Source organism: Vibrio zhanjiangensis (assembly GCF_030161235.1).
Classification (GTDB): Bacteria; Pseudomonadota; Gammaproteobacteria; order Enterobacterales; family Vibrionaceae; genus Vibrio; species Vibrio zhanjiangensis.
Map to the genome: position 1 here is coordinate 69,763 of NZ_BSPW01000084.1, position 22,424 is coordinate 92,186.

The window sequence follows — 22,424 nt, forward strand, 5'->3', positions numbered from 1 at the left end:
TCCTCGTTAACGTGACTCTTCAAACAGTTCACGCCCAATAAGCATCCTGCGAATTTCTGATGTTCCCGCACCAATTTCATAAAGTTTGGCATCTCTTAACAGGCGACCTGCGGGAAATTCATTGATATAACCATTACCGCCAAGTAACTGAATGGCGTCTAAAGCAAGTTGAGTAGCCAGTTCTGCGCTATAGAGAATAGCGCCTGCGGCGTCTTTTCTGGTTGTTTCTCCTCGATCACATGCACTTGCGACAGCATAAACATACGAGCGGGCAGCATTGGCGCGGGTATACATGTCTGCCACCTTAGCCTGAATCAATTGAAACTCACCAATTGAGCGTCCGAACTGTTTGCGGTCGTGGACATAAGGGATGACCAGATCAAGACAGGCTTGCATGATGCCCAAAGGTCCAGCAGCAAGCACAGCACGTTCGTAATCTAGACCGCTCATTAACACTTTCACGCCTTGATTCACTTCTCCAAGAACATTTTCCACTGGGACTTTGCAGTTGTTAAACACGAGCTCACAGGTATTTGAGCCTCGCATTCCTAATTTATCGAGTTTTTGAGCGTGGCTGAAACCTACAAAATCACGTTCAATGATAAAAGCGGTAATACCTTTTGATGCGGCGGCAGGATCTGTTTTCGCATAGACAACAAGCACGTCGGCGTCGGGACCGTTGGTGATCCACATTTTGTTGCCGTTAAGGACATAGTGGTCATCTTTGAGCTCTGCTTTGAGCTGCATGCTGACAACGTCAGAACCCGCGTTAGGCTCACTCATGGCCAGCGCACCGATATGATCGCCGCTGATCAGCTTGGGCAGGTATTTTTCACGCTGCGCCGCATTACCATTGCGAAATATTTGATTAACACACAAATTGGAATGTGCGCCGTAGCTAAGGGCGACAGAAGCAGAAGCGCGGCTGATCTCTTCCATAGCAACAACATGGGCAAGATAGCCCATGGCAGCACCGCCGTATTCTTCACTAACCGTAACGCCAAGTAGTCCCATTTCTCCCATTAAAGACCAAAGGTGATTTGGAAATTGATTTTCTTCATCAACTTTGGCTGCGATAGGAGCGATGTGCTCGCGAGCAAAAGCGTTAACGTGCTCCCTCAGCATATTGATGGACTCATCCAATCCAAAGTTGAGGGGGGTGTATTGAGATATCATGTCGCCTCCAATTGAGCGGTTTCTGCAGTGTTACACTCTCATTATCCAAGTTTCTATCAACTGGCTTTAGACCTTTCCAAAGCTTCTTCACACCGACTACGAGCAGTATTCAAATCGTCTAAAACTATGGTGATGTCTTCGAGCTGACGTCTGAGAACTGCTTCCTTTTCATCGATGATTTTTAGCATCTTGATTAATTGAGTATCCAGTTGTTTTGTATCGTAAAGCTCTAACAAATCGCGAATTTCGGCGAGTGAAAAACCGAGCCGTTTTCCTCGTAAAATCAACTTGAGACGAACCTTGTCTCTACGCTGATAAACACGCATGCTTCCTTTGCGTTCAGGTTGAATTAGGCCCATGTCTTCGTAAAAGCGGATACTTCTTGTCGTGATATCAAACTCTTTTGCGAGCTCGCTGATTTTATAAGTTTCCACTAGGTGAAATTCCTTAAGTTGGTAATAGACAGTCACACTGTACGCAGCAACGGTAAAAAAGATTTTACAGTTGGCGAATGTGTTTCTTTACGTTAACGTAAATGTTAGTGCTATGCTTACGTAAACGTCAAGGGATAATGGTGCAAAAATTTAATGGCTTGAAAAAGTAAAAGCGATGTTCTTGAAAACTCGCTTTGCAGTTACTTGGTCAGTAAAGCCGTTGCTCACAGTCATGAGGAATAGGTAATGGAACAGAAAGAAATTTGGATTGTAGCGGCAAAGAGGACGCCAATGGGACGTTTTCAGGGAATGCTATCTGAATATTCTTCTCCCCAACTCGGTGCTTTGGCAATCAAGGCTGCAATTGAAAAGCAGCCTGACATTGCTGAGTTGATAAATGAAGTATACATGGGATGCGTTTTACCCGCGGGTACAGGTCAGGCTCCAGCAAGGCAAGCCGCGTTGGGCGCTGGGCTTGATGAATCGGTGGCGTGTACAACCATTAACAAGGTTTGCGGGTCGGGCATGAAAGCGGTGATGATAGCGCACGATCTTATCCGGTCAGGCAGTGCCAATTGCATTGTAGCTGGGGGAATGGAGAGCATGACCAATGCGCCGTATTTGCTCAAAGAAGCCCGTTCAGGAATGCGTATGGGCCATAAGTCAACGTATGACCATATGTTTCTTGATGGACTCCAAGATGCGTACCAAGGTGAGTTGATGGGGGTCTTTGGTCAACAGACTGCCGATAAGCTCGATTTTTCACGTCAGCAAATGGATGAATGGGCATTACTTTCTGTTGACAGAGCTATGCAAGCTCAGCAGCAAGGGTTATTTGATGAGGAAATGACACCGATATCGTTAAAGGGTGGTGAAAGCCTCAGTTATGATGAGCTTCCCCCTTCTATCAAGCCTGAAAAAATTCCCCAACTTAGACCTGCATTTGCCAAAGATGGCACCATTACCGCCGCCAATTCGAGTGCGATTTCAGATGGTGCAGCCGCGTTAGTGGTGATGGACGCACAGTTAGCACAGCAGAAAGGTTTACAGCCATTAGCGATAATCAAAGGACATGCCACCCATGCTCGCACGCCTTCTGAGTTCACTATCGCGCCGGTCCACGCGATTGAACATTTGCTTTCCCAGCTCGATTGGGGCGTTGAGGAAGTGGATTTGTGGGAAATCAATGAAGCCTTTGCCGTCGTTACTCAAATCGCTGTCAAACAACTCGGGCTTGATAGAGAAAAAGTCAACGTCAAAGGGGGGGCTTGTGCATTAGGTCATCCGATTGGCGCAAGTGGGGCAAGAATTATTGTTACGCTAATTCACAGTTTACGTCAGTTGCAACAGTTAGGTAGCAATGGAAATCCGAATCAAAAACGAGTGATGAAAGGTATTGCATCATTGTGTATTGGAGGCGGAGAAGCAACTGCTATTGGAATAGAAATACCATTATAAAAGAAAAGGATAATCAAATCATGATTCAGTCAGTTCCCTTATTTATTGGTGGAGAGTTCTGCCAATCTCAATCAACAGAGTGGGTTGAGGTGACAAACCCAGCGTCAAACGAGGTGATTGCGAAAGTTCCCTGTGCAACCGAACAAGAAATGGAACATGCGATCAAAAATGCCGCAGAGACCTTTAAATCATGGAAAGAGGTTGCAGTGTCGGAGCGCGCACGCGTGATGCTCCGTTATCAACATTTACTTAAAGAGCATCATGATGAACTTGCTGAGTTACTCTCTAAAGAGACAGGCAAGATATTCGTTGATGCTAAGGGCGATGTGTGGCGCGGTATTGAAGTTGTTGAGCAGGCGGCCAATATTGCCAGCAATATGATGGGAGAAACGGTTGAAAATGTGGCGACGGATATCGATTCTTATTCGATGATTCAGCCACTTGGTGTGTGCTGTGGTATTACCCCGTTTAATTTCCCAGCCATGATTCCTTTGTGGATGTTTCCACTGGCGATTGCCGCAGGTAATACTTTTGTTCTCAAACCATCAGAGCAGGTTCCTTTGACCGCGATGAGATTGGCTGAACTTTTTGAAAAAGCGGGGGCGCCCAAGGGCGTTCTTCAAGTTGTCCATGGGCGTAAAGAGCAAGTGGATACCTTGCTTAAACATCCGACTATTCGAGCGGTTTCTTTTGTTGGTTCTGTTCCTGTTGCGCAGTATATATACAAAACGGGTACCGATTATAACAAACGCGTTCAAGCATTTGCAGGCGCTAAAAATCACATGGTGATTATGCCAGATGCCAATAAAGCTCATGTGATTAACAACCTTGTTGGTAGTTCAGTGGGCGCGGCAGGACAGCGCTGCATGGCGATTTCCGTTGCAGTATTTGTTGGTAGTACGAAAGAGTGGATCGATGATTTAAAAACTGAAATGGCTAAAATGAAGCCGGGTACATGGAATGACAATAACGCTTCATACGGTCCGCTGATCAGCAAAGAGGCTAAGAATCGAGTCGTAAGCCTTATAGAGGAAGGAAAAGCTCAGGGTGCCGTGTGCCAATTGGATGGTACTGAGTGCCATGTGGAGGGAATGCCGGAAGGACATTGGCTGGGTCCGACTTTGTTTACCGGTGTGACGACTGATATGTCTATTTATGAGCAGGAAATTTTTGGCCCTGTACTTGTTTGTATGGAAGTTGATACCTTAGAGGAGGCAATTGAACTAATCAATAACAACCCATACGGCAATGGTACGTCTATTTTTACTGCCAATGGTGCAGCAGCACGCAAGTATCAACATGAAATCCAAGTCGGGCAAGTGGGCATCAATGTTCCTATTCCTGTGCCTTTGCCTTTCTTCTCATTTACGGGGTGGAGAGGAAGTTTCTACGGTGACTTGCACGCTTACGGAAAACAGGCTGTGAGATTTTATACCGAAACCAAAACCGTGACATCTCGCTGGTTTGATGACGACATCCCGACAGGCCCAAATCTTACCATTCAGCTACGATAACGGGAGGAAAAAATGGACTTTGAATTGAATGAAGATCAGCGTGCGTTTGCTGAAACTGCACAGCAGTTCGCCATGGGCCAGCTTGCTCCTATGGCCGCAGAATGGGACGAAAAGCAAGTGTTCCCGATTGACATTATTAAAGCGGCTGGGGAGCTCGGCTTTTTGAGTTTGTATACGCCAGAGGAAGAAGGCGGATTACAATTAAGTCGGCTGGATTCTTCAATCATTTTTGAACAGCTTGCGATGGGGTGTACGTCAACAACAGCATTTATGACGATACACAATATGGTGACTTGGATGATCGCAAGTTTTGCCTCGCCAGAGGCAAAACAAAGGTTCTGTCCTCAGCTTGTTTCTGGAGATTGGCTAGGTTCGTATTGTTTGACCGAGCCGAATGCGGGCTCTGACGCAGCATCTCTAACCACCAGTGCCAAAAAGCAAGGTGACACTTATGTAATAAACGGTGGAAAGGCCTTTATTTCTGGAGCCGGTGATACTGATGTACTTGTCGTGATGGCCAGAACAGGCGATCAATCAGCTAAAGGCATTTCGGCCTTTATTGTGCCAGCCAATGCTGATGGCGTTAGCTATGGGCGTAAAGAGCCTAAGATGGGTTGGAACAGTCAACCCACTCGTGCCATTACTTTCGATAATGTAGTCGTGCCCGAGCACTACCGTTTGGGAGAGGAAGGTGAAGGCTTCTCAATTGCGATGAAAGGCTTAGATGGTGGACGCATTAACATCGCGACTTGCTCAATTGGTACAGCGCAGCAAGCGCTTAATGAAGCCTTGCAATACGTCAAAGAAAGGAAACAGTTCGGCAAAGAGTTATCCCACTTTCAGGGGTTACAATTTAAGCTGGCGGATATGGTGACAGAACTGGTTGCTGCAAGACAAATGGTGCGTTTCGCGGCGAGTAAGTTGGATAATCAGGACTCGGAAGCTACGGCATATTGTGCGATGGCAAAACGGTTTGCAACCGATGTTGGGTTTAAGATCTGTGACCAGGCTCTGCAACTATATGGTGGTTATGGCTATATCAGAGAGTACCCGATGGAACGTCATTTTAGAGACGTCCGCGTTCATCAAATACTCGAAGGTACCAATGAAATTATGCGCCTTATTATTGCCCGTCGCGTGTTATCTGAAGGCGCTCAATTGCTTTAAAATTCTAGGGAACGATAATGATGAATCAATCTGATAGTGGTGCCATTGAGCACCTCATTCAAAATCATGTGGCGATCGTCACTATGAATAATCCACCGGCCAATACTTGGACAGCACAGAGCCTGTTAGAACTAAAACAATTGATTCTAACGCTCAATGAAAATAAGGATGTCTATTCGTTAGTCCTGACGGGAAAGGGAGATAAATTCTTTTCGGCTGGTGCAGATTTGAAACTCTTTGCCACAGGCGATAAAGCGATAGCCGTTGATATGTCGCGCTGGTTTGGTGAAGCCTTTGAAACACTGTCGAGTTTTCGCGGGGTATCAATTGCGGCGATTAATGGTTATGCCATGGGCGGTGGACTCGAAGTCGCACTTGCCTGCGATATCCGTATTGCAGAAGAGCAGGCAATATTGGCTTTACCTGAGGCGAAAGTTGGTTTGCTTCCTTGTGCGGGTGGTACGCAAAACCTGACGGCTTTAGTAGGCGAAGGGTGGGCAAAACGCATGATCATGTGTGGTGAACAAGTGACGGCAGAGCAAGCTCTAAACATAAAACTTGTTGAAGAAGTCGTCAGCAAAGGTAATGCTTTAGATGCTGCGATCAGTCTTGCAGAAATGGTTGCAAACCAATCTCCATCATCGGTTAGTGCATGTAAATCCTTAATCCAAAATACAAGGACCAATCCTCTGGCACATGGTTTGGTCAAGGAGCGGGAATTATTTATTCAGCTTTTTGATACCCAAGACCAAGCTGAGGGCGTCAATGCGTTTCTCGAGAAGCGCCCACCTCAGTGGAAAAATCGATAGGGGGAAACATGACAGCAAATGTCCATTTTGAAGAGTTAAAATGTACAGAAGAAAGTATGCGAATTGGGGTCGCAACGCTGGACAATGCGCCCTCACTAAATGCCCTAAACTATGACATGTTGGAACAGCTCAAAGCGCAGCTGGAGATCTGGCATGAGGATGACAATATTGTTTGCGTTGTTATTGAAGGCAATGGAGACAAAGCTTTTTGCGCTGGTGGTGATGTACGCACTATGCACGATAAGATGTGTCAGGGTTCAGCGGAAGATATTGCGGCGTATTGCACCTCTTTCTTTAAGCTAGAGTACCAATGTGATTATCTCATTCATACCTATTGCAAACCCATCATTGCTTGGGGGCAGGGAATTGTCATGGGCGGTGGTATGGGGCTGTTTATGGCAGCGAGTCATAAGATAGTCACTCCAGAAAGTCGCCTTGCCATGCCGGAGATAAGTATCGGTCTTTATCCTGACGTTGGAGCGACTTGGTTCTTGAATAAACTAGACCCTGGAGTAGGTTTATTTCTTGGATTAACAGGCGCTATGGTCAATGCCACTGATGCGTTAGGTATTAGGCTTGCAGACCACATAATCTGTGCCGACGACAAACAAGCACTACTTTCTCTTTTAAAAGAAGCGCATTGGTCAGAAATTGAAGATGTTTATCAACAGGTAACACAGCTTCTTAGTGGATTAAGTAACAAGGTCAATGGCCATCAACCCGATCCACAAATGATGCCTTTTATTGAGGAAATACAACAAGCCTGTCAAGGTGACAGTGTCACTAAAATCAGTAAAGGTATTTTGGCTCTCTCTGGACAGACAAAGTGGCTTGAAACCGCCAAGAATAATCATAGACAGGGAAGCCCGATTACCGCGCATCTATGCTTTCGCCAACTAACTCAGTATCACGGACTATCATTGGCTGACTGTTTTCGCCTTGAGCTTAATTTGTCGGTTCGTTGCTGTTTGCTCGGTGAGTTTCGTGAAGGGGTGAGAGCTCGCTTAATCGATAAAGACAATCAACCCAAGTGGATTTATAGCAGGGTAGATAATGTTGATGAAACTACGATCAACACACTATTTACCTCTTTGTGGGACGAGCAAGAGCATCCACTAGCATCGCTTGGCCATTATTAACTAAATAAGGAAATCATTCATGAACACGATTGCGTTTATTGGCCTAGGTAATATGGGCGGCCCTATGGCTGAGAATCTTCTTGCAGCCGGTCTTAAAGTTAGAGTCTTTGACCTAATGCCAGATGCGGTAAAAAATCTTGAATCTGCTGGTGCTTATGCCGCTTCGTCCATGACAGATGCCGTTGAAGGTGCGCAAGTGGTCATCACCATGCTTCCAGCAAGTCAACACGTCAAAGATGTTTATCTTGGTAACGATAAAGCAACGGGCTTACTCGACGAGGTTGAAGATGGCGCATTTCTTATTGATTCGTCGACGATTGATCCGCACTCGGCCAGAATGGTTGCCGAGCGGGCAGCACAAAAGGGATTGGATTTTGTTGATGCTCCTGTTTCTGGGGGAGTGGCGGGAGCAAAGGCAGGGACTCTAACCTTTATTGTCGGTGGTTCAGATGCGGCATTTGCCAAGGCTGAAGATATTCTCAAACATATGGGTAAAAATATCTTCCATGCAGGAAAAGCAGGCGATGGACAGATGGGCAAAATCTGTAACAACTTGATGCTGGGAATCCTGATGTCAGGTACCTGTGAAGCGCTTAATCTTGGCATTGATAATGGGCTAGATCCGAAAGTTCTATCCAATATTATGTTGCAAAGCTCTGGGCGTAACTGGGCACTAGAACTTTACAATCCGTGTCCGGGTGTGATGGAAACCTCTCCTGCAAGTAACGGCTATCGTCCTGGTTTTATGAGCAAGCTGATGCTCAAAGACCTAGGTTTGGGTTTGGATGCTGCTGCAATGAGTAAATCATCCGTTCCGATGGGATCTCTCGCACGAAATTTGTATGCTTTTCATAACGCAAATGGCAATGAGGAACTAGACTTTTCAAGTTTGTTCGAGTTTTATCAATCAGAAAAGTAATGGGGTGCGCGGATGGAATTAAAACATAGTGTAATAGCTATTACTGGGGCCGGACAAGGTTTAGGCCAAATGATGGCGATAACATTGGCACAAGCGGGGGCAGAGCTAGCTTTGCTAGATGTTAATGATGAAGCCCTACTTAATACCAAAGAAAAGTGCAATATGCTTGGAGTTAAAGCATTGACCTACAAAGTGAATGTGACGGACGAGCAACAAGTAGAACAGGTATTTAGTGACATTGTAAGAGACTTTGGTCAACTTGACGGTTTGATTAATAATGCTGGTATTCTTCGTGATGGTTTGCTGATTAAGGTAAAAGATGATGAGATGACGAAAATGTCTCTTGAGCAATTTAGCTCAGTGATTGATGTTAATCTCAATGGAACCTTTCTCTGTGGCCGAGAAGCGGCTGCTCAAATGATTAATACTCAACGCAAAGGGGTGATTATTAATATTTCGAGTGTTGCCAGAGTGGGAAATATCGGTCAAAGCAACTATGCCGCTTCGAAGGCTGCAGTCGCTACTTTGGCAACCACGTGGGGCAAAGAGCTAGCTCGCTATGGTATTAGGGCTGCCGCAATTGCTCCTGGGGTCATTGAGACATCGATGACAGGCGGAATGAAACCAGAGGCTCGTGAACGTTTAGAGAATATGGTTCCCGTAGGCAGAATGGGGGCTCCCGAAGAAATTGCCCAAACTGCGAAGTTTATTTTTGAAAATGATTACGTCAATGCTCGTGTTTTTGAGATAGACGGCGGGCTGTTCATGTAATTGCTGTATGTTTAATGGCACCAATAAAATAGGCACGCTGTACAGCGTGCCTTTGTTTTTTATGAGGCTACATGTTTTGGTAACTCGGGCCACCGCCGCCTTCCGGTGGTACCCAGGTGATATTTTGTGATGGGTCTTTAATATCACAGGTCTTGCAGTGCAAACAGTTGGCAGCGTTGATTTGTAAAGCAGGGCCACCATCGACAGTGATGATCTCATAGACGCCTGCAGGGCAATAGCGCTGGCTAGGCTCTGCAAATCTTGGGAGATGATCATTAATGGGTAGGTCGGTATCTTTTAAAAGCAAATGACACGGTTGATCTTCCTCATGCTGCGTTCCGGAGAGATAGACAGATGAAGGTTTATCAAAACTCAGTTTTCCGTCTGGCTTAGAATATTGTACCGCTGAGCAACGAGATATTTCTTTCATTCCAAGATGATCTGGAAGCGGGTCTGAGATATTCCATGGTGCGGTACACTTGAACAGTTTATGCCATATATTTTGCTCAAGTGTTGCAATTGCACCTCCCGCAATCGCCCCATATTTGTGAATCGATGCTGCAAAATTGCGACTTTGGTTAAGCTCTTCATATAGCCAAGATTGTTTATATAGGCTCTGATAGTCAGGTATGGATAGACTATCACCTGATTTGAGTTGTTCGAAAATCGCTTCCGCAGCGAGCATTCCCGACTTCATCGCGGTATGACTTCCCTTAATTTTACCTGAATTAAGAGTACCAGCATCACAACCGATCAATAGTCCTCCAGGAAATTGTTGTTTGGGTAACGAATGGAGTCCACCTTTTGCAATGGCTCGAGCACCATAAGCGATTCGTTCACCGCCTTCTAAGAACTGGCGTATTAAAGGGTGGTGTTTATAGCGTTGGAACTCATCAAATGGGCTTAGATGAGGATTTTTATAATTTAAGTCGACGATCAGCCCGACAACAATTTGGTGATTATCCAAATGGTAGAGAAAACTACCGCCGTTAGAGCTGGTTTCATTGAGAGGCCAGCCAGCACCATGCAGAACGCGACCTGCTTGATAGGCAGGATGGTCTTGAGAAACTTGCCATATCTCCTTTAGGCCCAGAGCATAGTGTTGAGGCTCACAGTCTTTGTCTAGTTGAAACTTTTCAATTATTTCTTTACCTAGATGCCCTCGCGCACCCTCGGCGAAAATAGTGTACTTTGCTTTAAGCTCAATGCCTGCCTCAAATGACGCCTTTTGCTGCCCAGACTTATCCAGTCCCATGTCGGAAGTGTTGACGCCAGTTATCGCACCACTTTGATCGACATTAATACTGGTTGCCGCAAACCCTGGATAGACTTCTATCTCGAGTTCTTCCGCTTTTTGGCCTAACCATCTACACAGGTTTGCAAGGCTAATCACATGGTTGTCAGAGCTATTGTGCATAAGGTTTGGTGTTAGCAATGAAGGGACTTTCACATGCTGTTGTTCTGAGGTTAAATAGACAAATTCGTCTTTGCAGACAGGATTGTTGACTGGTGCCCCTAGATCTTGCCAATCAGGAAATAACTCGGTTAAGGCTTTGGTCTCAAAGAGTGCGCCAGAAAGAATATGAGCCCCTACCTCAGCACCTTTCTCGACAACACAGATAGATATGGGTATGTCATTGTTCTTACTCAACTGTGCAAGTTTTATTGCGGCTGATAACCCCGCAGGTCCCGCGCCGACAATGACAACATCAAACTCCATACATTCTCTTTCCATGGGTGTAAACCTACCTTTCCAACTGTTTAACACTAATCAATATAGTCTAGTTGACGTAAACGTAAACTTAACTAAGCTGAGTATAAGAGAAAATTGGCCACCAATTGTGTTTAATGTGAAGCCGATCAGCAAAATGTAGCTGAGAAAGTTAGGATAAACATCCTAATTATCAGTCCGTTATTGTTATGTAGTTACTTTTGGCACCAAGGAGGAGATGTGAAAGTATTAGTAGCCATAAAGCGAGTGATTGACCCATATGTGAAGGTGAGGGTTAAGAGTGATGGCAGCGGTGTTGAAACGAATAACGTTAAAATGTCCACCAATCCATTTTGTGAAATTGCGGTAGAGGAGGCCGTTCGGCTTAAAGAGTCGGGTGTTGCCAGTGAAGTGGTTGTAGTCTCTATCGGAGATGCGGCAAGTCAGGAAAACCTGAGGGGAGCTCTAGCGCTCGGGGCAGATAGGGCAATACACATCAAACATGATATTTCCCCACAGCCACTTGCCGTTGCAAATTTACTAAAAGCAGTGATGGACAAAGAGAACCCCAAACTGGTTCTTCTTGGCAAGCAATCTATTGATACTGATAATAACCAAGTCGCTCAGATGTTGGCTGCCATCACTCACCGGCCACAAGGAACATTCGCTTCAGAGCTCAAAGTTGAAAATGATAGCGTGTGTGTGACTCGAGAAGTCGATGGTGGACTTGAAACGGTGAAACTTCAATTACCTGCAATCATTAGCACAGACTTAAGACTGAACGATCCGCGTTATGCATCTTTGCCCAATATTATGAAAGCGAAGAAAAAACCATTAGAAGTTATCTCTGCAGATGATTTAGGCATCGAAGTTGTGTCGACACAGGAAATCATCGAAGTCATGTCACCTCAACCGCGATCGGCAGGAGAAATGGTCACGAGTGTGAGCGAGTTGATATCCAAGCTTAAAGATGAAGCTAAGGTTTTATAGGGAGATGAGCATGAATTCGAAAACATTAGTCATCGTTGAGCATGATAATCAAGCGTTAATTGGTGATAGCTTGAAAGCCATTTCTGCGGCCAATACGTTAAATCTACCAATCAGCGTATTGGTTATCGGTTGTGGTTGTCAGTCTGTGGTAGATGCGGTATCAAAAGTAAAGGTTGTTTCAGAAGTGCTTGTGGCTGATTCGGAGATTTATCAGCATCAATTAGCAGAGAATAGTGCGTTGCTCGTCCAACAAGTCGCTGAAAGCTTTTCTCATCTGCTGGCACCTTCTACAACGTTTGGTAAGAATTTAATGCCTAGGGTCGCAGCTTTGCTTGGCGTTGGGCAGCTTTCTGACGTGATAAAAATTGAATCTGAAGATACCGTTGTTCGTCCTATTTACGCAGGAAACGCACTCGCGAGAGTAAAATCTTTAGACAAAGTTAAAGTCATGACGGTGCGCAGCTCCGCTTTTGAGAATGCGGAAGTGGATAGCGATTCTAGCGCTGAGGTAAAGGTTGTTGATATCAATATTGGCAATGACATTTCATATATGATTGAGCGTCAAAAAACGCAGAGTGCACGACCTGATTTACCTGCAGCCAGAGTAGTAGTGTCTGGTGGGCGAGGGGTAGGAAGTAAAGAAAACTTTGCCTTGATTGAGCAGCTAGCGGATAAACTTGGTGGTGCCATTGGTGCTTCAAGGGCGGCTGTTGACGCTGGTTTCGTTTCAAACGACTTACAAGTTGGCCAAACAGGGAAGATAGTCGCTCCTGATCTCTACATTGCGGTGGGAATCTCAGGAGCGATTCAGCACCTAGCGGGAATGAAAGATTCCAAAGTTATTGTGGCTATCAATAGCGATCCTGAAGCGCCAATATTTGAAATTGCTGATTACGGTCTGGTTGGCGATTTATTTGCAATATTGCCCGAACTTACCCATTCCTTGTGACCTCAAGTTTGAGTTAGTGAGAAACTTCCGATACCTGCTTTTGTCATGTGTCGGAAGTTTAGTCGCTGAATATTCTTGAAATTTCGTAAAAATCACTCGAAATGCAGCCAATTCTCGGTAAATTTCCTAAACTAAATTTATTATGTGAATTGTAGGTAGCATTTAGAATGACAATACATTTAGATATTGCCACTCTATCGATTATTTGTGTGCTATTGTCCATATGCTATTGTATAGGGCTTTTTTTAATTCAGAGACTTCAGCCAAGCGTTTGTGGTATTAACACCATCGCTACGTCATTATTGCTACTTTCTTTAAGTTTCTTTTTTCTTAGTTTTGGTAACAACATTACCCTTTGGGTGTCGAAAATCCTTGCCAATTCGCTAATGGCCTTTAGCTACATTTTGCTGCTGCTAGGCATATGCCAGTTCAGAGACTTTAGTGTCAAGCTGTCGAACGTTGGGTTCTATAGCTTTCCTGTACTCGTGGTTGGACTCACGTACTTCACTTTTTTTATGCCCTCGACAAACGCAAGAGTGATCTTAATGTCGGTGTATATTTCAACCATTTGCTTTGTTGCAATTATTGCTAATCATAAAGGCAAAAGTACGGATATTTCTCCATCTACAGTCTTGCTGTCTTTCGGACTCGCCATCCAATCTCTTTACAATTTTTTCCGCTTTGGCTGGAGCCTATTTGAAGGGGCTATTGATGACTTTATGCGAGCAGGTACCGTCCATCAATTGGCGTTTGTCAGCACATTGCTGATGATTATTCTCATCTTTTTCTCGGTTACCTGGATGCTGACTGGGCGACTTGTCGCAACGCTTCATGATTCTGCGATTAAAGATGAATTGACCCAGTTGTATAACCGCCGTGCACTTGAGGAACTGATCCCGACAGAAGTGGCGAGAGCTCAAAGGCATGATCAGCCATTATCGATTTTATTGCTGGATATCGACCACTTCAAACAAGTGAATGATACTTATGGTCATCAGGTAGGAGATAAGGTATTGAGAGCAACGGGACGTATACTCAGGCTACACACTCGAAGAAATGATTTAAGCTTTCGTTATGGGGGTGAGGAGTTTATGGTCTTGCTACCCAATACTGATGTAGAAAAAGCCTTGATTGTGGCCGAAAAGCTCCGAGAAGAAATCGAAAACTCTAGAATATTACCCAGTAAAAAAGACCACTGTACCGCGAGCTTTGGGATTACACAGCTGTATGATGAAGACTGGCAAAGCGCTGTAGAGAGAGCAGATAACGCGCTCTACAGCGCGAAAACAAATGGTAGAAATCAGGTCGTTGCTGGGAGACACCCTTCTCCATAAATATTATAGATGTCAATGTCTCCGAGCCTTACTTACTTGAGCTTCATTTCCAAGTGTTCAACTAGGAGTTTTGTAAAGCGTGCAGCTTCTCCTCCTGTACAAGCCCTATGATCAAATGTGACAGATAAAGGCATCGCTTTAACCGCAACCGCTTCGTTGTTTCTCATCACCACTTTTTCTATTATGCGTCCAGCCCCTACAATGGCGACTTGAGGCGGTGAAACTACAGGTGTAGCGTAAAGCCCTGCAATCGCGCCAAAATTTGATAAAGTGATGGTTGCATGCTGAAGCTGCTCACGGCCGATTTTTCTGTCACGTATACCCGCGACAGTGTCATTGAGCCATGAACGGATATCTGCTGTTTTCACTTCATTTGCATTGCGGAGCACAGGCACATAAAGTCCATGACTGCTGTCTACAGCAACGCCTATGTTAACCGTGCTATGAACGCAGCGTGTCATCGTCTCGGCATCAAACCAAGCATTTAGCGCTGGCTCTTTTTGACATGCATGAACAATGGCTTGAATTAAACGCCCTGAAATGTCTTCACCTTTCACCCAGTTTTCAAGTAGGGCTTCTTCGGTGATAGTCACTGAAGCAACATTGTGGTGAGATTCAGCCATGGTGCCAACCATGGTCCTGCGCGCACCTTTTAGTACTTCTGTACCCGGTTGCTGTTTGCCAGCTTCCTCATAAATGTCAGCATCAGTGATCATGCCATCATGGCCACTGCCTTTGATTTTCAGTAAGTCGACACCGAGTTTTTTAGCGAGCAGTCTGGCCGAAGGCATCGCGGTAATTGGAGAGTCATCATCACTATTTCGAGAAGCGCCTATCCAAAAATCATCGACATCAACTTTGTGAGTTTGGCTGGAAACATTGCCAACGACGGTTGCCGCATCTTTTCGCTGTTCTTTACTGCTCTCACTGGCACCTTCTTCCTCTATCTCGAGCAGCAGGCTACCAATATTGATTACGTCACCTTCTTCCCCATGACGACTGACAATTTTCCCACTGTAGGGAGCAGGGACGTCGACGACAGCTTTTGCCGTTTCGACGGTTAAAATAATTTGATCGACTTTAACCATGTCGCCAACGTTGACATGCCATTGCACAATTTCTGACTCTGCAAGTCCTTCACCAAGATCCGGTAGTAAAAACGATCTCATTTCCAATCCTCCATGAGTTCTTTCGCTGCAATAACAATGTCTTCTTCTTGAATCATAAAGTAGTCTTCATTTCTGTAATACGGCATCACTGTGTCCATACCTGTGACACGTTTTGGTGGTGCTTTCAGCTTACACATAGACTGTTCGGCGACTCTTGCAATAATTTCTGCACCTACGCCACAGCTTCTGCTTGCCTCGTGAACGACCAATAAACGCCCAGTTTTGTTTAGGGATTTAAAAATGGTGTCCATATCGATAGGCTTAATGCTCGCTAGGTCAATCACTTCAGCTTCAATGCCTTGTTCCGATAAACTGTGTGCAGCTTGTAGAGATTCAACGACACAAGCTCCCCAAGTTACTAAGGTGAGATCTCTGCCTTTGCGCAGCGTAAAGCAGGTATCGAGAGGCAGAGCTTCACCATTATCAATAACATTGGACTTAACAGTACGGTAAATGCGCTTTGGCTCAAAGAACATCACAGGATCGTTGCTTCTTATCGCCGCAAGCAACAGGCCGTATGCACGTTGTGGCGATGAAGGTATCACTACTCTAAACCCGGGTATGTGAGCAAAGATGGCTTCTACGCTCTCAGAGTGGTGTTCTGGTGCATGAATACCGCCACCAAAGGGAGCACGGAATACAGCTGGGCAAGTCAAACGGCCCCGTGTTCTATTACGCATTCTGGCCGCATGGCAGATCAGGTGCTCTAGCGCAGGAAAGACAAATCCTTGAAACTGAAACTCAGCAACAGGCCTGAGCCCTTGTGTTGCCATACCCACGCTTACCCCACCAATGAGCGCTTCCGCCAGTGGTGTGTCAATAACACGTTTGAACCCAAACTTATCTTTAAGGCCGACGGTTGCGCGGAATACACCGCCATTATCGCCAACATCTTCTCCAAGTACGACCACATTATTGTCTTTGGCCATTTCATGGTGCAAGGCGAGGTTGACAGCCTCAACGAGTGTAATCTCAGACATGTTTACCTCCTTGCATACGCATTGCTTTGGTGATGAGTTCATCTCGTTGTTTGTTTAACTCTGAAACAGGGGACTCATAGAGATAGTCAAACGCGGCTTCAGGCGCTTGAGGAGGTAAGTTAAGATAACGTTCCACAGCTTTGTCCACTTCCAATCTCGCATAATCCAGCAATGCTTGCTCATCTTCTTCAGACCAATGTCCTTGCTCGGTTAAGTAGGTTTTCAGTCTTTTAATCGGTTCGTATTGCCATGCTTGGTTTAGTTCGTCTTTACTTCGATAGCGGGTGGCATCATCTGCTGTGGTGTGATCACTAAGTCGGTAACTGACGGCTTCAATCAGTGTTGCTCCTTTGCCTTTTCTCGCACGATGCAATGCGGTTTGTACCGCATCGTACATCGCGACAACGTCATTTCCATCCACTGTGATACCCGGAATTCCAGCTCCTTTGGCTTTTTCAGATAAAAAGTCAGCTGCGCATTGAAGAGACCTTGGCACAGAGATAGCCCATTGGTTGTTATTGACGACAAAGACCAGAGGAATGTTCCAAGTCCCGGCACAGTTTATAGACTCAAGAAAATCCCCTTTTGATGTTGCGCCATCACCACAGGTGACCAGAGCTGCATTATGGTCTCCTGCAATTTTAAGAGCAGAAGCAACCCCAACTGCATGGGTACATTGGGTCGCGATAGGGACGCAGTAGGGTAGATCGCGGCATGTTAGCTCGCTGTCTTCAAAATCAAAATCACTACCTCGTTCATCACCTCCCCAATACTGAAGATTTTTCTCCATGCCAATCCCTCGGACCCACATGGCGGGCATGTCACGATAATAGGGGACGAACACATCCTGTGGTTTTAGCGCGTGACCTATGGCAATGCCAAAGGCTTCAGCGCCTAGGTGTGATGGGTAAGTGCCTAGCTTTCCGGTTCGTTGCAGTGCGACCGCTTTGTTGTCGTAGGTGCGTGCGACAACCATGTCGCGATAGAACTTTTTCAGTGTTGTAACATCTGCCCACTCTGGAAGTGGTTTGACGATTTGTCCATGTTGATCGATAAATCGATTCATGGGTAATGCCTGAACGTTCATCTCAAGCTCCTTGTTGTGCTGCATTCTCTGGCAGCAATTGATTAACATCCTCCGGGCGCGATCATTTTTAATATTCTGAGTTTACGCTCTAATCGAAACACTGTGCTGGATAATTAGATAAAATTGTTTTTAAGTACTGATTTATTGAGCTTATCCAGTCTTGAATATTGATCTCGCCAGTTGTGGTAAGTGTAACCAAATTGTTAAATATTGCCTCTCGTGGGACTGGAGCTGAGAGTAAACTAATCCTTACAAAGTTTGAAAAACAGAGGAAAGTACTGGTTTTTTTATTGCCTAAACCTAATATTCAAAAATATTCACTAATGATTTGGCAAAATTAATTAGAATATTATCTGGGTTTTTTTGTGAAAATCGCAAAAAAAAGTTATTTATGGTTGAAAAGTTAGAGTCATTACTCGTAACCATGCCTTTTTTCAGCATGAGTATGAGATACGATATAATTTAATAACCACTCATTTTGCATGGAATTGTGCTCGCAGGTTCGAAAACTCCCCCTTTTTAATTTATAATGATGTCAATATTGATTTTTCGTCAGATGGTCTGGGCCCATACAAAAAAACAGCGGACATGGATTACCGCATAAGGGCTGAGTATGAGAATCGCCACAAAAATTGTTCTTGCTTCGACGTTACTGTGTAGTGTGGTTGTTGTAGCGACGGGTTCGTTCGTAGGATGGAGAGCGGCACTGCTGTCAGAGCAAGCGTTATACCAGAGGGCTATGAGCCAACTTACGTCCATCAGAGAAAATAAAAAAAGTGAAATAGAGGACTATTTTCAGCAGATTAGAGGACAAATCGTTACGGTTGCTAATTCAATTGGTGTTAAAGATGCTATGCTCGCTTTCGCTGATGCCTTTGAAAACTATCCGATTGAGCGAGTCAGCGATGCGGATTTAGGTAAATTGTCTGATTATTATTCCTCTGGTTTCGGCGCAACGTATTTAAACTCCAATGGTGGTCAATCTGCAAATGAGCAACAGGTTTTGGCCAAACTGCCAGCGAGAGCAAAAGCACTTCAGGCGCGCTATATTGGGGTCAATCCGAATCCGCTTGGTGAGAAGCACCAGTTAATGGCTGATTCTTTAGGTACCCAATATGATGAGGTCCATCAAAAATATCATCCAAGTATCAAAGGATTTCTCGAAGAATTTGGCTACTATGACATTTTTCTTGTTGATACCAATGGTAATATCGTTTACTCGGTGTTTAAGGAGTTGGATTACGCCACTAACCTAAACTCCGGGCCTTATGCCTCGACTGGCATTGCCAAGGCATATAAACAGGCTTTGAAGATTGGCCCTTCACAATACTACTTAGAAGACTTTTCTCCTTATTTTCCATCTTATGAAGCAGCCGCATCATTTATCGCCACTCCTGTTGTAATAGAAGGAAAAACGCAAGGTGTTTTAATGTTCCAAATGCCTGTTGATAGAATCAACAAAATCATGACCTTCGGAGAAAATTGGCAATATGCTGGTTTAGGTAAAACCGGTGAGACGTATTTAGTAGGGCCAGATGAATTATTAAGAAGTGAATCTCGTTTTTTAATTGAGGCGCCCGAACAGTATTTCTCTGAACTAAAAGCGCTTGGTGTACCAGCGGAAACTCTAGAGCAGATAAAAGGAAAATCTTCCGCCATTGGCCGCTACAAAATTGGTAGCGATAGTGTTAAAGCTGCGCTCAGCGGAGAGAGTGGTACCGATGTCGCTATGGGTGAGATTGGAGTTGAGGTGTTATCAGTCTATTCGCCTCTTGATGCCGCAGGTCTGAAGTGGGCGATTGTCACTGAGATTGAAAAAGCTGAGGCACTATCCGATCTGCAAGTCTTGGTAAATGCAGGCATCATTACCGTCGTTATTAGCATAGTCATAGGGGTTACTGCGGCGATATCCGTCTCTTATTTTCTTGGAAGAAGTATTGCTCGGCCAATCAGCAAAGCGAGCAACAAAATCCAAAATATCAGTAGAGACAATGATCTTACCGAGCGTCTCGATGAAAATGGTAAAGATGAGATGACGGACTTGGCGATATCGCTTAATTCCTTATTTGCACATCTTCAAGATATCATATGTAAATTTGCCCAAGCCACTGATAATCTGAATAACAATATTCACACTATGAGTGGCAGTATGAACAGTACTCGTTCGGCGGTAAATGCTCAAAATGAGCGCGCTGAATCTGTCGCAGCGGCTATCAACCAAATGGCTCACTCAATTTCGGAAGTCGCTGAATTTGCTAGCCGGGCGGCGGAGTTTGTCAAAAATGCCAACGCCACAGGGAGCCAAGGTGTAGGTGTTGGTAGAAACTTGGGAGTGGAAATATCCCAGCTTAATGAAGAGATGCGAACGGCTGTTGATGCCATTAGTCGCCTTGATAACGAAAGTAACTCAATAGCTGAAGTGCTGGATGTTATTCAGGGGATAGCTGAGCAAACAAATTTATTGGCGCTTAATGCCGCTATAGAAGCTGCTCGTGCTGGTGAACAAGGTAGAGGCTTTGCTGTGGTGGCTGACGAAGTTCGTAATCTAGCAGGGCGGACCCAGTCCTCGACAGAGGAAATTCGAGAGAAAATAGACTCGCTACAGAAAGAAACCAACGACGTATCTGCAAGTATCACCAATGCCAACGAAACCGTATCAAAAGGGGTTGAAACGTGTGACACCAACGCAAAGATGTTGGAACAGATTGTCGCTATGTTGAATGATCTTAATGAAATGAACTTGCAAATTGCGGCTGCTACAGACGAGCAGCAATCAGTAACAAGCAAAATTACAGACAGTATTACGTCTATTGCCGATTCCTCTTCAGAGGTATCGAATCAGGTTGGTGATGTGGATGACATTCTTAAAGGCTTATCATCTCAAGCTGAGCAATTAAATTCAGAAGTATCACAATTCAAGTATTAGCGAGGAGCAATTCGGTCAAAAGAGGAAAGTTTGTTCGAATTGATTGCCTAACGTTCCGCTAAGATTGGTTTTTAACCATCTGAATGGAAAAGACAAAAATTTTGTTGACCTAAAATCAGAATCGGTTAAAGTACGCCTCGTTCCAGCGGGTAAGCCCGCTGAGATGGTGTTACCATCGCATTTTCTGCGTTGCCCTGGTGGTGGAATTGGTAGACACAAGGGATTTAAAATCCCTCGGCGTTCGCGCTGTGCCGGTTCAAGTCCGGCCCGGGGCACCATCTAATTTCCTCTTTCGGAAAGAAACATCAGATAAGGCGCGTTGGCAGAGTGGCTATGCAGCGGATTGCAAATCCGTGGACCTCGGTTCGACTCCGGGACGCGCCTCCATCCTATAAACTTCCCTTTTTTAGTAGATAAAACAAGATAGCGATAACGGCCATGACTTTCGTCACAGCTCTCGTTTTACTCTATTCAAAACAATAAAGCCGAAAAGTAGACACTTTCCGGGCTTTTTATATTGATTCTGCGACGGTTTGTATTGATCTGAGAATGCCGTATTGGACTTCTTACTATTCGCCAGCCACCAACTGACTTTTGATTTTGGCGCCAGCGGCGAGCATATATAAACAGGTCGCAAGTAAAATAGAGAATAGGTATCCCATCAAGTTGTGTTCTGCAGACATGTAGAGATCGGCGAGAACCGGCCCAAATACAGATCCGATACTATAGCTGAAAAGCATCACTTGGGTGGCTGACACTATGTATTGAGGCTCTAAGTTATTGCATCCAAGATTGATGGCTATTGGATACAAAGCAAATGCAGCCATACCGAGCAAGAACATACCAAGTGCTAATAATCGGATACTGTCATCGAGCATCATTAAACTGACCGCTAACGTTCCTAATAGGCAAAAAAAAGCCATTAGCAGTGTGCGACCTAAATAGTTAGACATCCAAGGGACTAACGGTTGAACCAGCATGCCGCCTAATATAATAAGGGCCATAAGGCCACCAATATCAGCGTTTGTAATACCTTGATTCACTAGCTCTAAAGGCATCATTCCGTAAATAGCACCTAACACTAGACCGGAAACAACACAGCCTATAATCGCAGCGTGATTCAGTTTAAAAATCTGCCTCATTGTTAAATGAGTAATCAATTCGGATTTTGGTTGATCGCATTTTCCAAACAGGACAAGAGCAATAGCTAGACCAGTCAACACGCTCATCACTACGAAAGGTAAATACCCTTCAACACCGACATAACCAATGCCTAACTGGCCTATTGCGGTGCCGCCGTATAGAGAAGCCATATACAAACCGAGGCGTTTAGCACGCGAAGCTTCATCTCCGTGCAGAAGCCATGATTCAACAACAACAAATATTCCAGCGACAGCGAGACCTGCGACTAAACGAGCCATCAACCATACCCAAGATTGAACAAACACAGGAAGTATTATTGTGGTACCAACGAACAAAGCAAGGCATAGAGCAAACGTGCGCTTGTGACCATACCGGCTTACGACGGGTTCAATAGCGATGGCGCCGACTAAAAGACCAACATAAAACGCACTGGCTAGCCAGCTTGCTAATGAGTTGTCCAGTCCATAGTGAGGTAGCATTAACGGAATGAGACTCATCAAATAGCCCGATGCGACCGCGTAGAGAGCTAACGCAATGACAGGGATGGAAACACGAGCTTTTGTCGTAGGAGCAAGAATATTGTCCAATGCCGTAACCTCAAAACACGAACGATAGAAAAGTAACCAATTTTCGCGCGAATGTGAGGCTATTTTGACTGGCGGTAAAGCGAATAATTTTGGTCGTTTCGACAAAAAATATTTTAATAGCTAATATTTTACAAAAAGTGAATAAAAGGACATATTAAGTG

18 protein-coding genes and 2 tRNA genes are annotated in these 22,424 nt (G+C 44.9%); 13 read left to right on the plus strand and 7 right to left on the minus strand.

The window, feature by feature from the left end; genetic code table 11:
• Positions 1 to 6 precede the first annotated feature (6 nt).
• Together QQK21_RS18710 and QQK21_RS18715 are read right to left on the minus strand one after the other, a co-directional pair.
• Entirely contained in the window at positions 7 to 1,176 is a 1,170-nt protein-coding gene (locus QQK21_RS18710; protein WP_284193699.1) for an isovaleryl-CoA dehydrogenase, read from the minus strand.
• Positions 1,177 to 1,232: 56 nt separating this feature from the next.
• Positions 1,233 to 1,610 carry a MerR family transcriptional regulator gene (locus QQK21_RS18715; protein WP_284193700.1) on the minus strand — a complete coding sequence of 126 codons (378 nt, stop codon included), beginning with the start codon at positions 1,608 to 1,610 and terminating at the stop codon, positions 1,233 to 1,235.
• A gap of 246 nt (positions 1,611 to 1,856) precedes the next feature.
• Here QQK21_RS18715 and QQK21_RS18720 point away from each other — a divergent pair, with 246 nt between their 5' ends.
• Genes QQK21_RS18720 through QQK21_RS18750 form a run of 7 tightly spaced genes read left to right on the plus strand, consistent with a single transcriptional unit; the run spans position 1,857 to position 9,387 of the window.
• Positions 1,857 to 3,068, plus strand: a complete 1,212-nt coding sequence (locus QQK21_RS18720) for a thiolase family protein (RefSeq protein ID WP_284193701.1) — start codon at positions 1,857 to 1,859, stop codon at positions 3,066 to 3,068.
• Positions 3,069 to 3,088: 20 nt separating this feature from the next.
• A complete protein-coding gene (locus tag QQK21_RS18725) occupies positions 3,089 to 4,582 on the plus strand; it encodes a CoA-acylating methylmalonate-semialdehyde dehydrogenase (protein WP_284193702.1) in 1,494 nt (497 codons plus the stop codon).
• Positions 4,583 to 4,594: 12 nt separating this feature from the next.
• Positions 4,595 to 5,749, plus strand: a complete 1,155-nt coding sequence (locus tag QQK21_RS18730; RefSeq protein ID WP_284193703.1) for an acyl-CoA dehydrogenase family protein — start codon at positions 4,595 to 4,597, stop codon at positions 5,747 to 5,749.
• Positions 5,750 to 5,769: 20 nt separating this feature from the next.
• Complete coding sequence (locus tag QQK21_RS18735) at positions 5,770 to 6,558, plus strand: enoyl-CoA hydratase (RefSeq protein ID WP_284193738.1); 789 nt, start codon at positions 5,770 to 5,772, stop codon at positions 6,556 to 6,558.
• 8 nt (positions 6,559 to 6,566) lie between these two features.
• Positions 6,567 to 7,697 (plus strand): enoyl-CoA hydratase/isomerase family protein, encoded by a 1,131-nt coding sequence (locus tag QQK21_RS18740; RefSeq protein WP_284193704.1) that lies wholly within the window; start codon positions 6,567 to 6,569, stop codon positions 7,695 to 7,697.
• A gap of 19 nt (positions 7,698 to 7,716) precedes the next feature.
• Positions 7,717 to 8,616: a 3-hydroxyisobutyrate dehydrogenase gene (mmsB, locus tag QQK21_RS18745; RefSeq protein WP_284193705.1), complete on the plus strand. Its 900-nt coding sequence runs from the start codon at positions 7,717 to 7,719 to the stop codon at positions 8,614 to 8,616.
• Positions 8,617 to 8,628: 12 nt separating this feature from the next.
• Complete coding sequence (locus QQK21_RS18750) at positions 8,629 to 9,387, plus strand: SDR family oxidoreductase (protein WP_284193706.1); 759 nt, start codon at positions 8,629 to 8,631, stop codon at positions 9,385 to 9,387.
• 67 nt (positions 9,388 to 9,454) lie between these two features.
• Here the strand turns inward: QQK21_RS18750 and QQK21_RS18755 are convergent, their stop codons facing one another.
• Complete coding sequence (locus QQK21_RS18755; protein WP_284193707.1) at positions 9,455 to 11,122, minus strand: electron transfer flavoprotein-ubiquinone oxidoreductase; 1,668 nt, start codon at positions 11,120 to 11,122, stop codon at positions 9,455 to 9,457.
• 216 nt (positions 11,123 to 11,338) lie between these two features.
• Here QQK21_RS18755 and QQK21_RS18760 point away from each other — a divergent pair, with 216 nt between their 5' ends.
• The 3 genes from QQK21_RS18760 (at position 11,339) to QQK21_RS18770 (ending at position 14,371) form a co-directional block, all read left to right on the plus strand.
• Complete coding sequence (locus tag QQK21_RS18760) at positions 11,339 to 12,088, plus strand: electron transfer flavoprotein subunit beta/FixA family protein (RefSeq protein ID WP_284193708.1); 750 nt, start codon at positions 11,339 to 11,341, stop codon at positions 12,086 to 12,088.
• 10 nt (positions 12,089 to 12,098) lie between these two features.
• Positions 12,099 to 13,037 (plus strand): electron transfer flavoprotein subunit alpha/FixB family protein, encoded by a 939-nt coding sequence (locus QQK21_RS18765; RefSeq protein ID WP_284193709.1) that lies wholly within the window; start codon positions 12,099 to 12,101, stop codon positions 13,035 to 13,037.
• Positions 13,038 to 13,582: 545 nt separating this feature from the next.
• Positions 13,583 to 14,371: a GGDEF domain-containing protein gene (locus QQK21_RS18770; RefSeq protein WP_284193710.1), complete on the plus strand. Its 789-nt coding sequence runs from the start codon at positions 13,583 to 13,585 to the stop codon at positions 14,369 to 14,371.
• A 32-nt stretch (positions 14,372 to 14,403) separates the two neighbouring features.
• On the opposite strand, the gene QQK21_RS18775 is transcribed toward QQK21_RS18770, so the two are convergent.
• The 3 genes from QQK21_RS18775 to pdhA are packed head-to-tail and all read right to left on the minus strand — an operon-like array spanning position 14,404 to position 17,607.
• The gene (locus QQK21_RS18775; protein ID WP_284193711.1) at positions 14,404 to 15,540 is read right to left on the minus strand and encodes a dihydrolipoamide acetyltransferase family protein; all 1,137 of its coding nucleotides are present in this window, start codon (positions 15,538 to 15,540) and stop codon (positions 14,404 to 14,406) included.
• Positions 15,537 to 16,520 carry an alpha-ketoacid dehydrogenase subunit beta gene (locus QQK21_RS18780; RefSeq protein WP_284193712.1) on the minus strand — a complete coding sequence of 328 codons (984 nt, stop codon included), beginning with the start codon at positions 16,518 to 16,520 and terminating at the stop codon, positions 15,537 to 15,539. The genes QQK21_RS18775 and QQK21_RS18780 overlap by 4 nt, the downstream gene beginning before the upstream one ends.
• Positions 16,513 to 17,607 carry a pyruvate dehydrogenase (acetyl-transferring) E1 component subunit alpha gene (gene pdhA, locus QQK21_RS18785; RefSeq protein ID WP_284193713.1) on the minus strand — a complete coding sequence of 365 codons (1,095 nt, stop codon included), beginning with the start codon at positions 17,605 to 17,607 and terminating at the stop codon, positions 16,513 to 16,515. Before pdhA ends, QQK21_RS18780 begins: the two co-directional genes overlap by 8 nt.
• 613 nt (positions 17,608 to 18,220) lie before the next feature.
• Between pdhA and QQK21_RS18790 the strand changes: the two genes are divergently transcribed.
• The 3 genes from QQK21_RS18790 (at position 18,221) to QQK21_RS18800 (ending at position 20,920) form a co-directional block, all read left to right on the plus strand.
• Positions 18,221 to 20,533, plus strand: coding sequence for a methyl-accepting chemotaxis protein (locus QQK21_RS18790; RefSeq protein ID WP_284193714.1), 2,313 nt, complete (start codon positions 18,221 to 18,223; stop codon positions 20,531 to 20,533).
• A gap of 191 nt (positions 20,534 to 20,724) precedes the next feature.
• Positions 20,725 to 20,811: transfer RNA gene (locus QQK21_RS18795), tRNA-Leu, on the plus strand.
• 35 nt (positions 20,812 to 20,846) lie between these two features.
• Positions 20,847 to 20,920: transfer RNA gene (locus QQK21_RS18800), tRNA-Cys, on the plus strand.
• Positions 20,921 to 21,102: 182 nt separating this feature from the next.
• On the opposite strand, the gene QQK21_RS18805 is transcribed toward QQK21_RS18800, so the two are convergent.
• A complete protein-coding gene (locus QQK21_RS18805; RefSeq protein ID WP_284193715.1) occupies positions 21,103 to 22,263 on the minus strand; it encodes an MFS transporter in 1,161 nt (386 codons plus the stop codon).
• Positions 22,264 to 22,424: the final 161 nt, after the last annotated feature.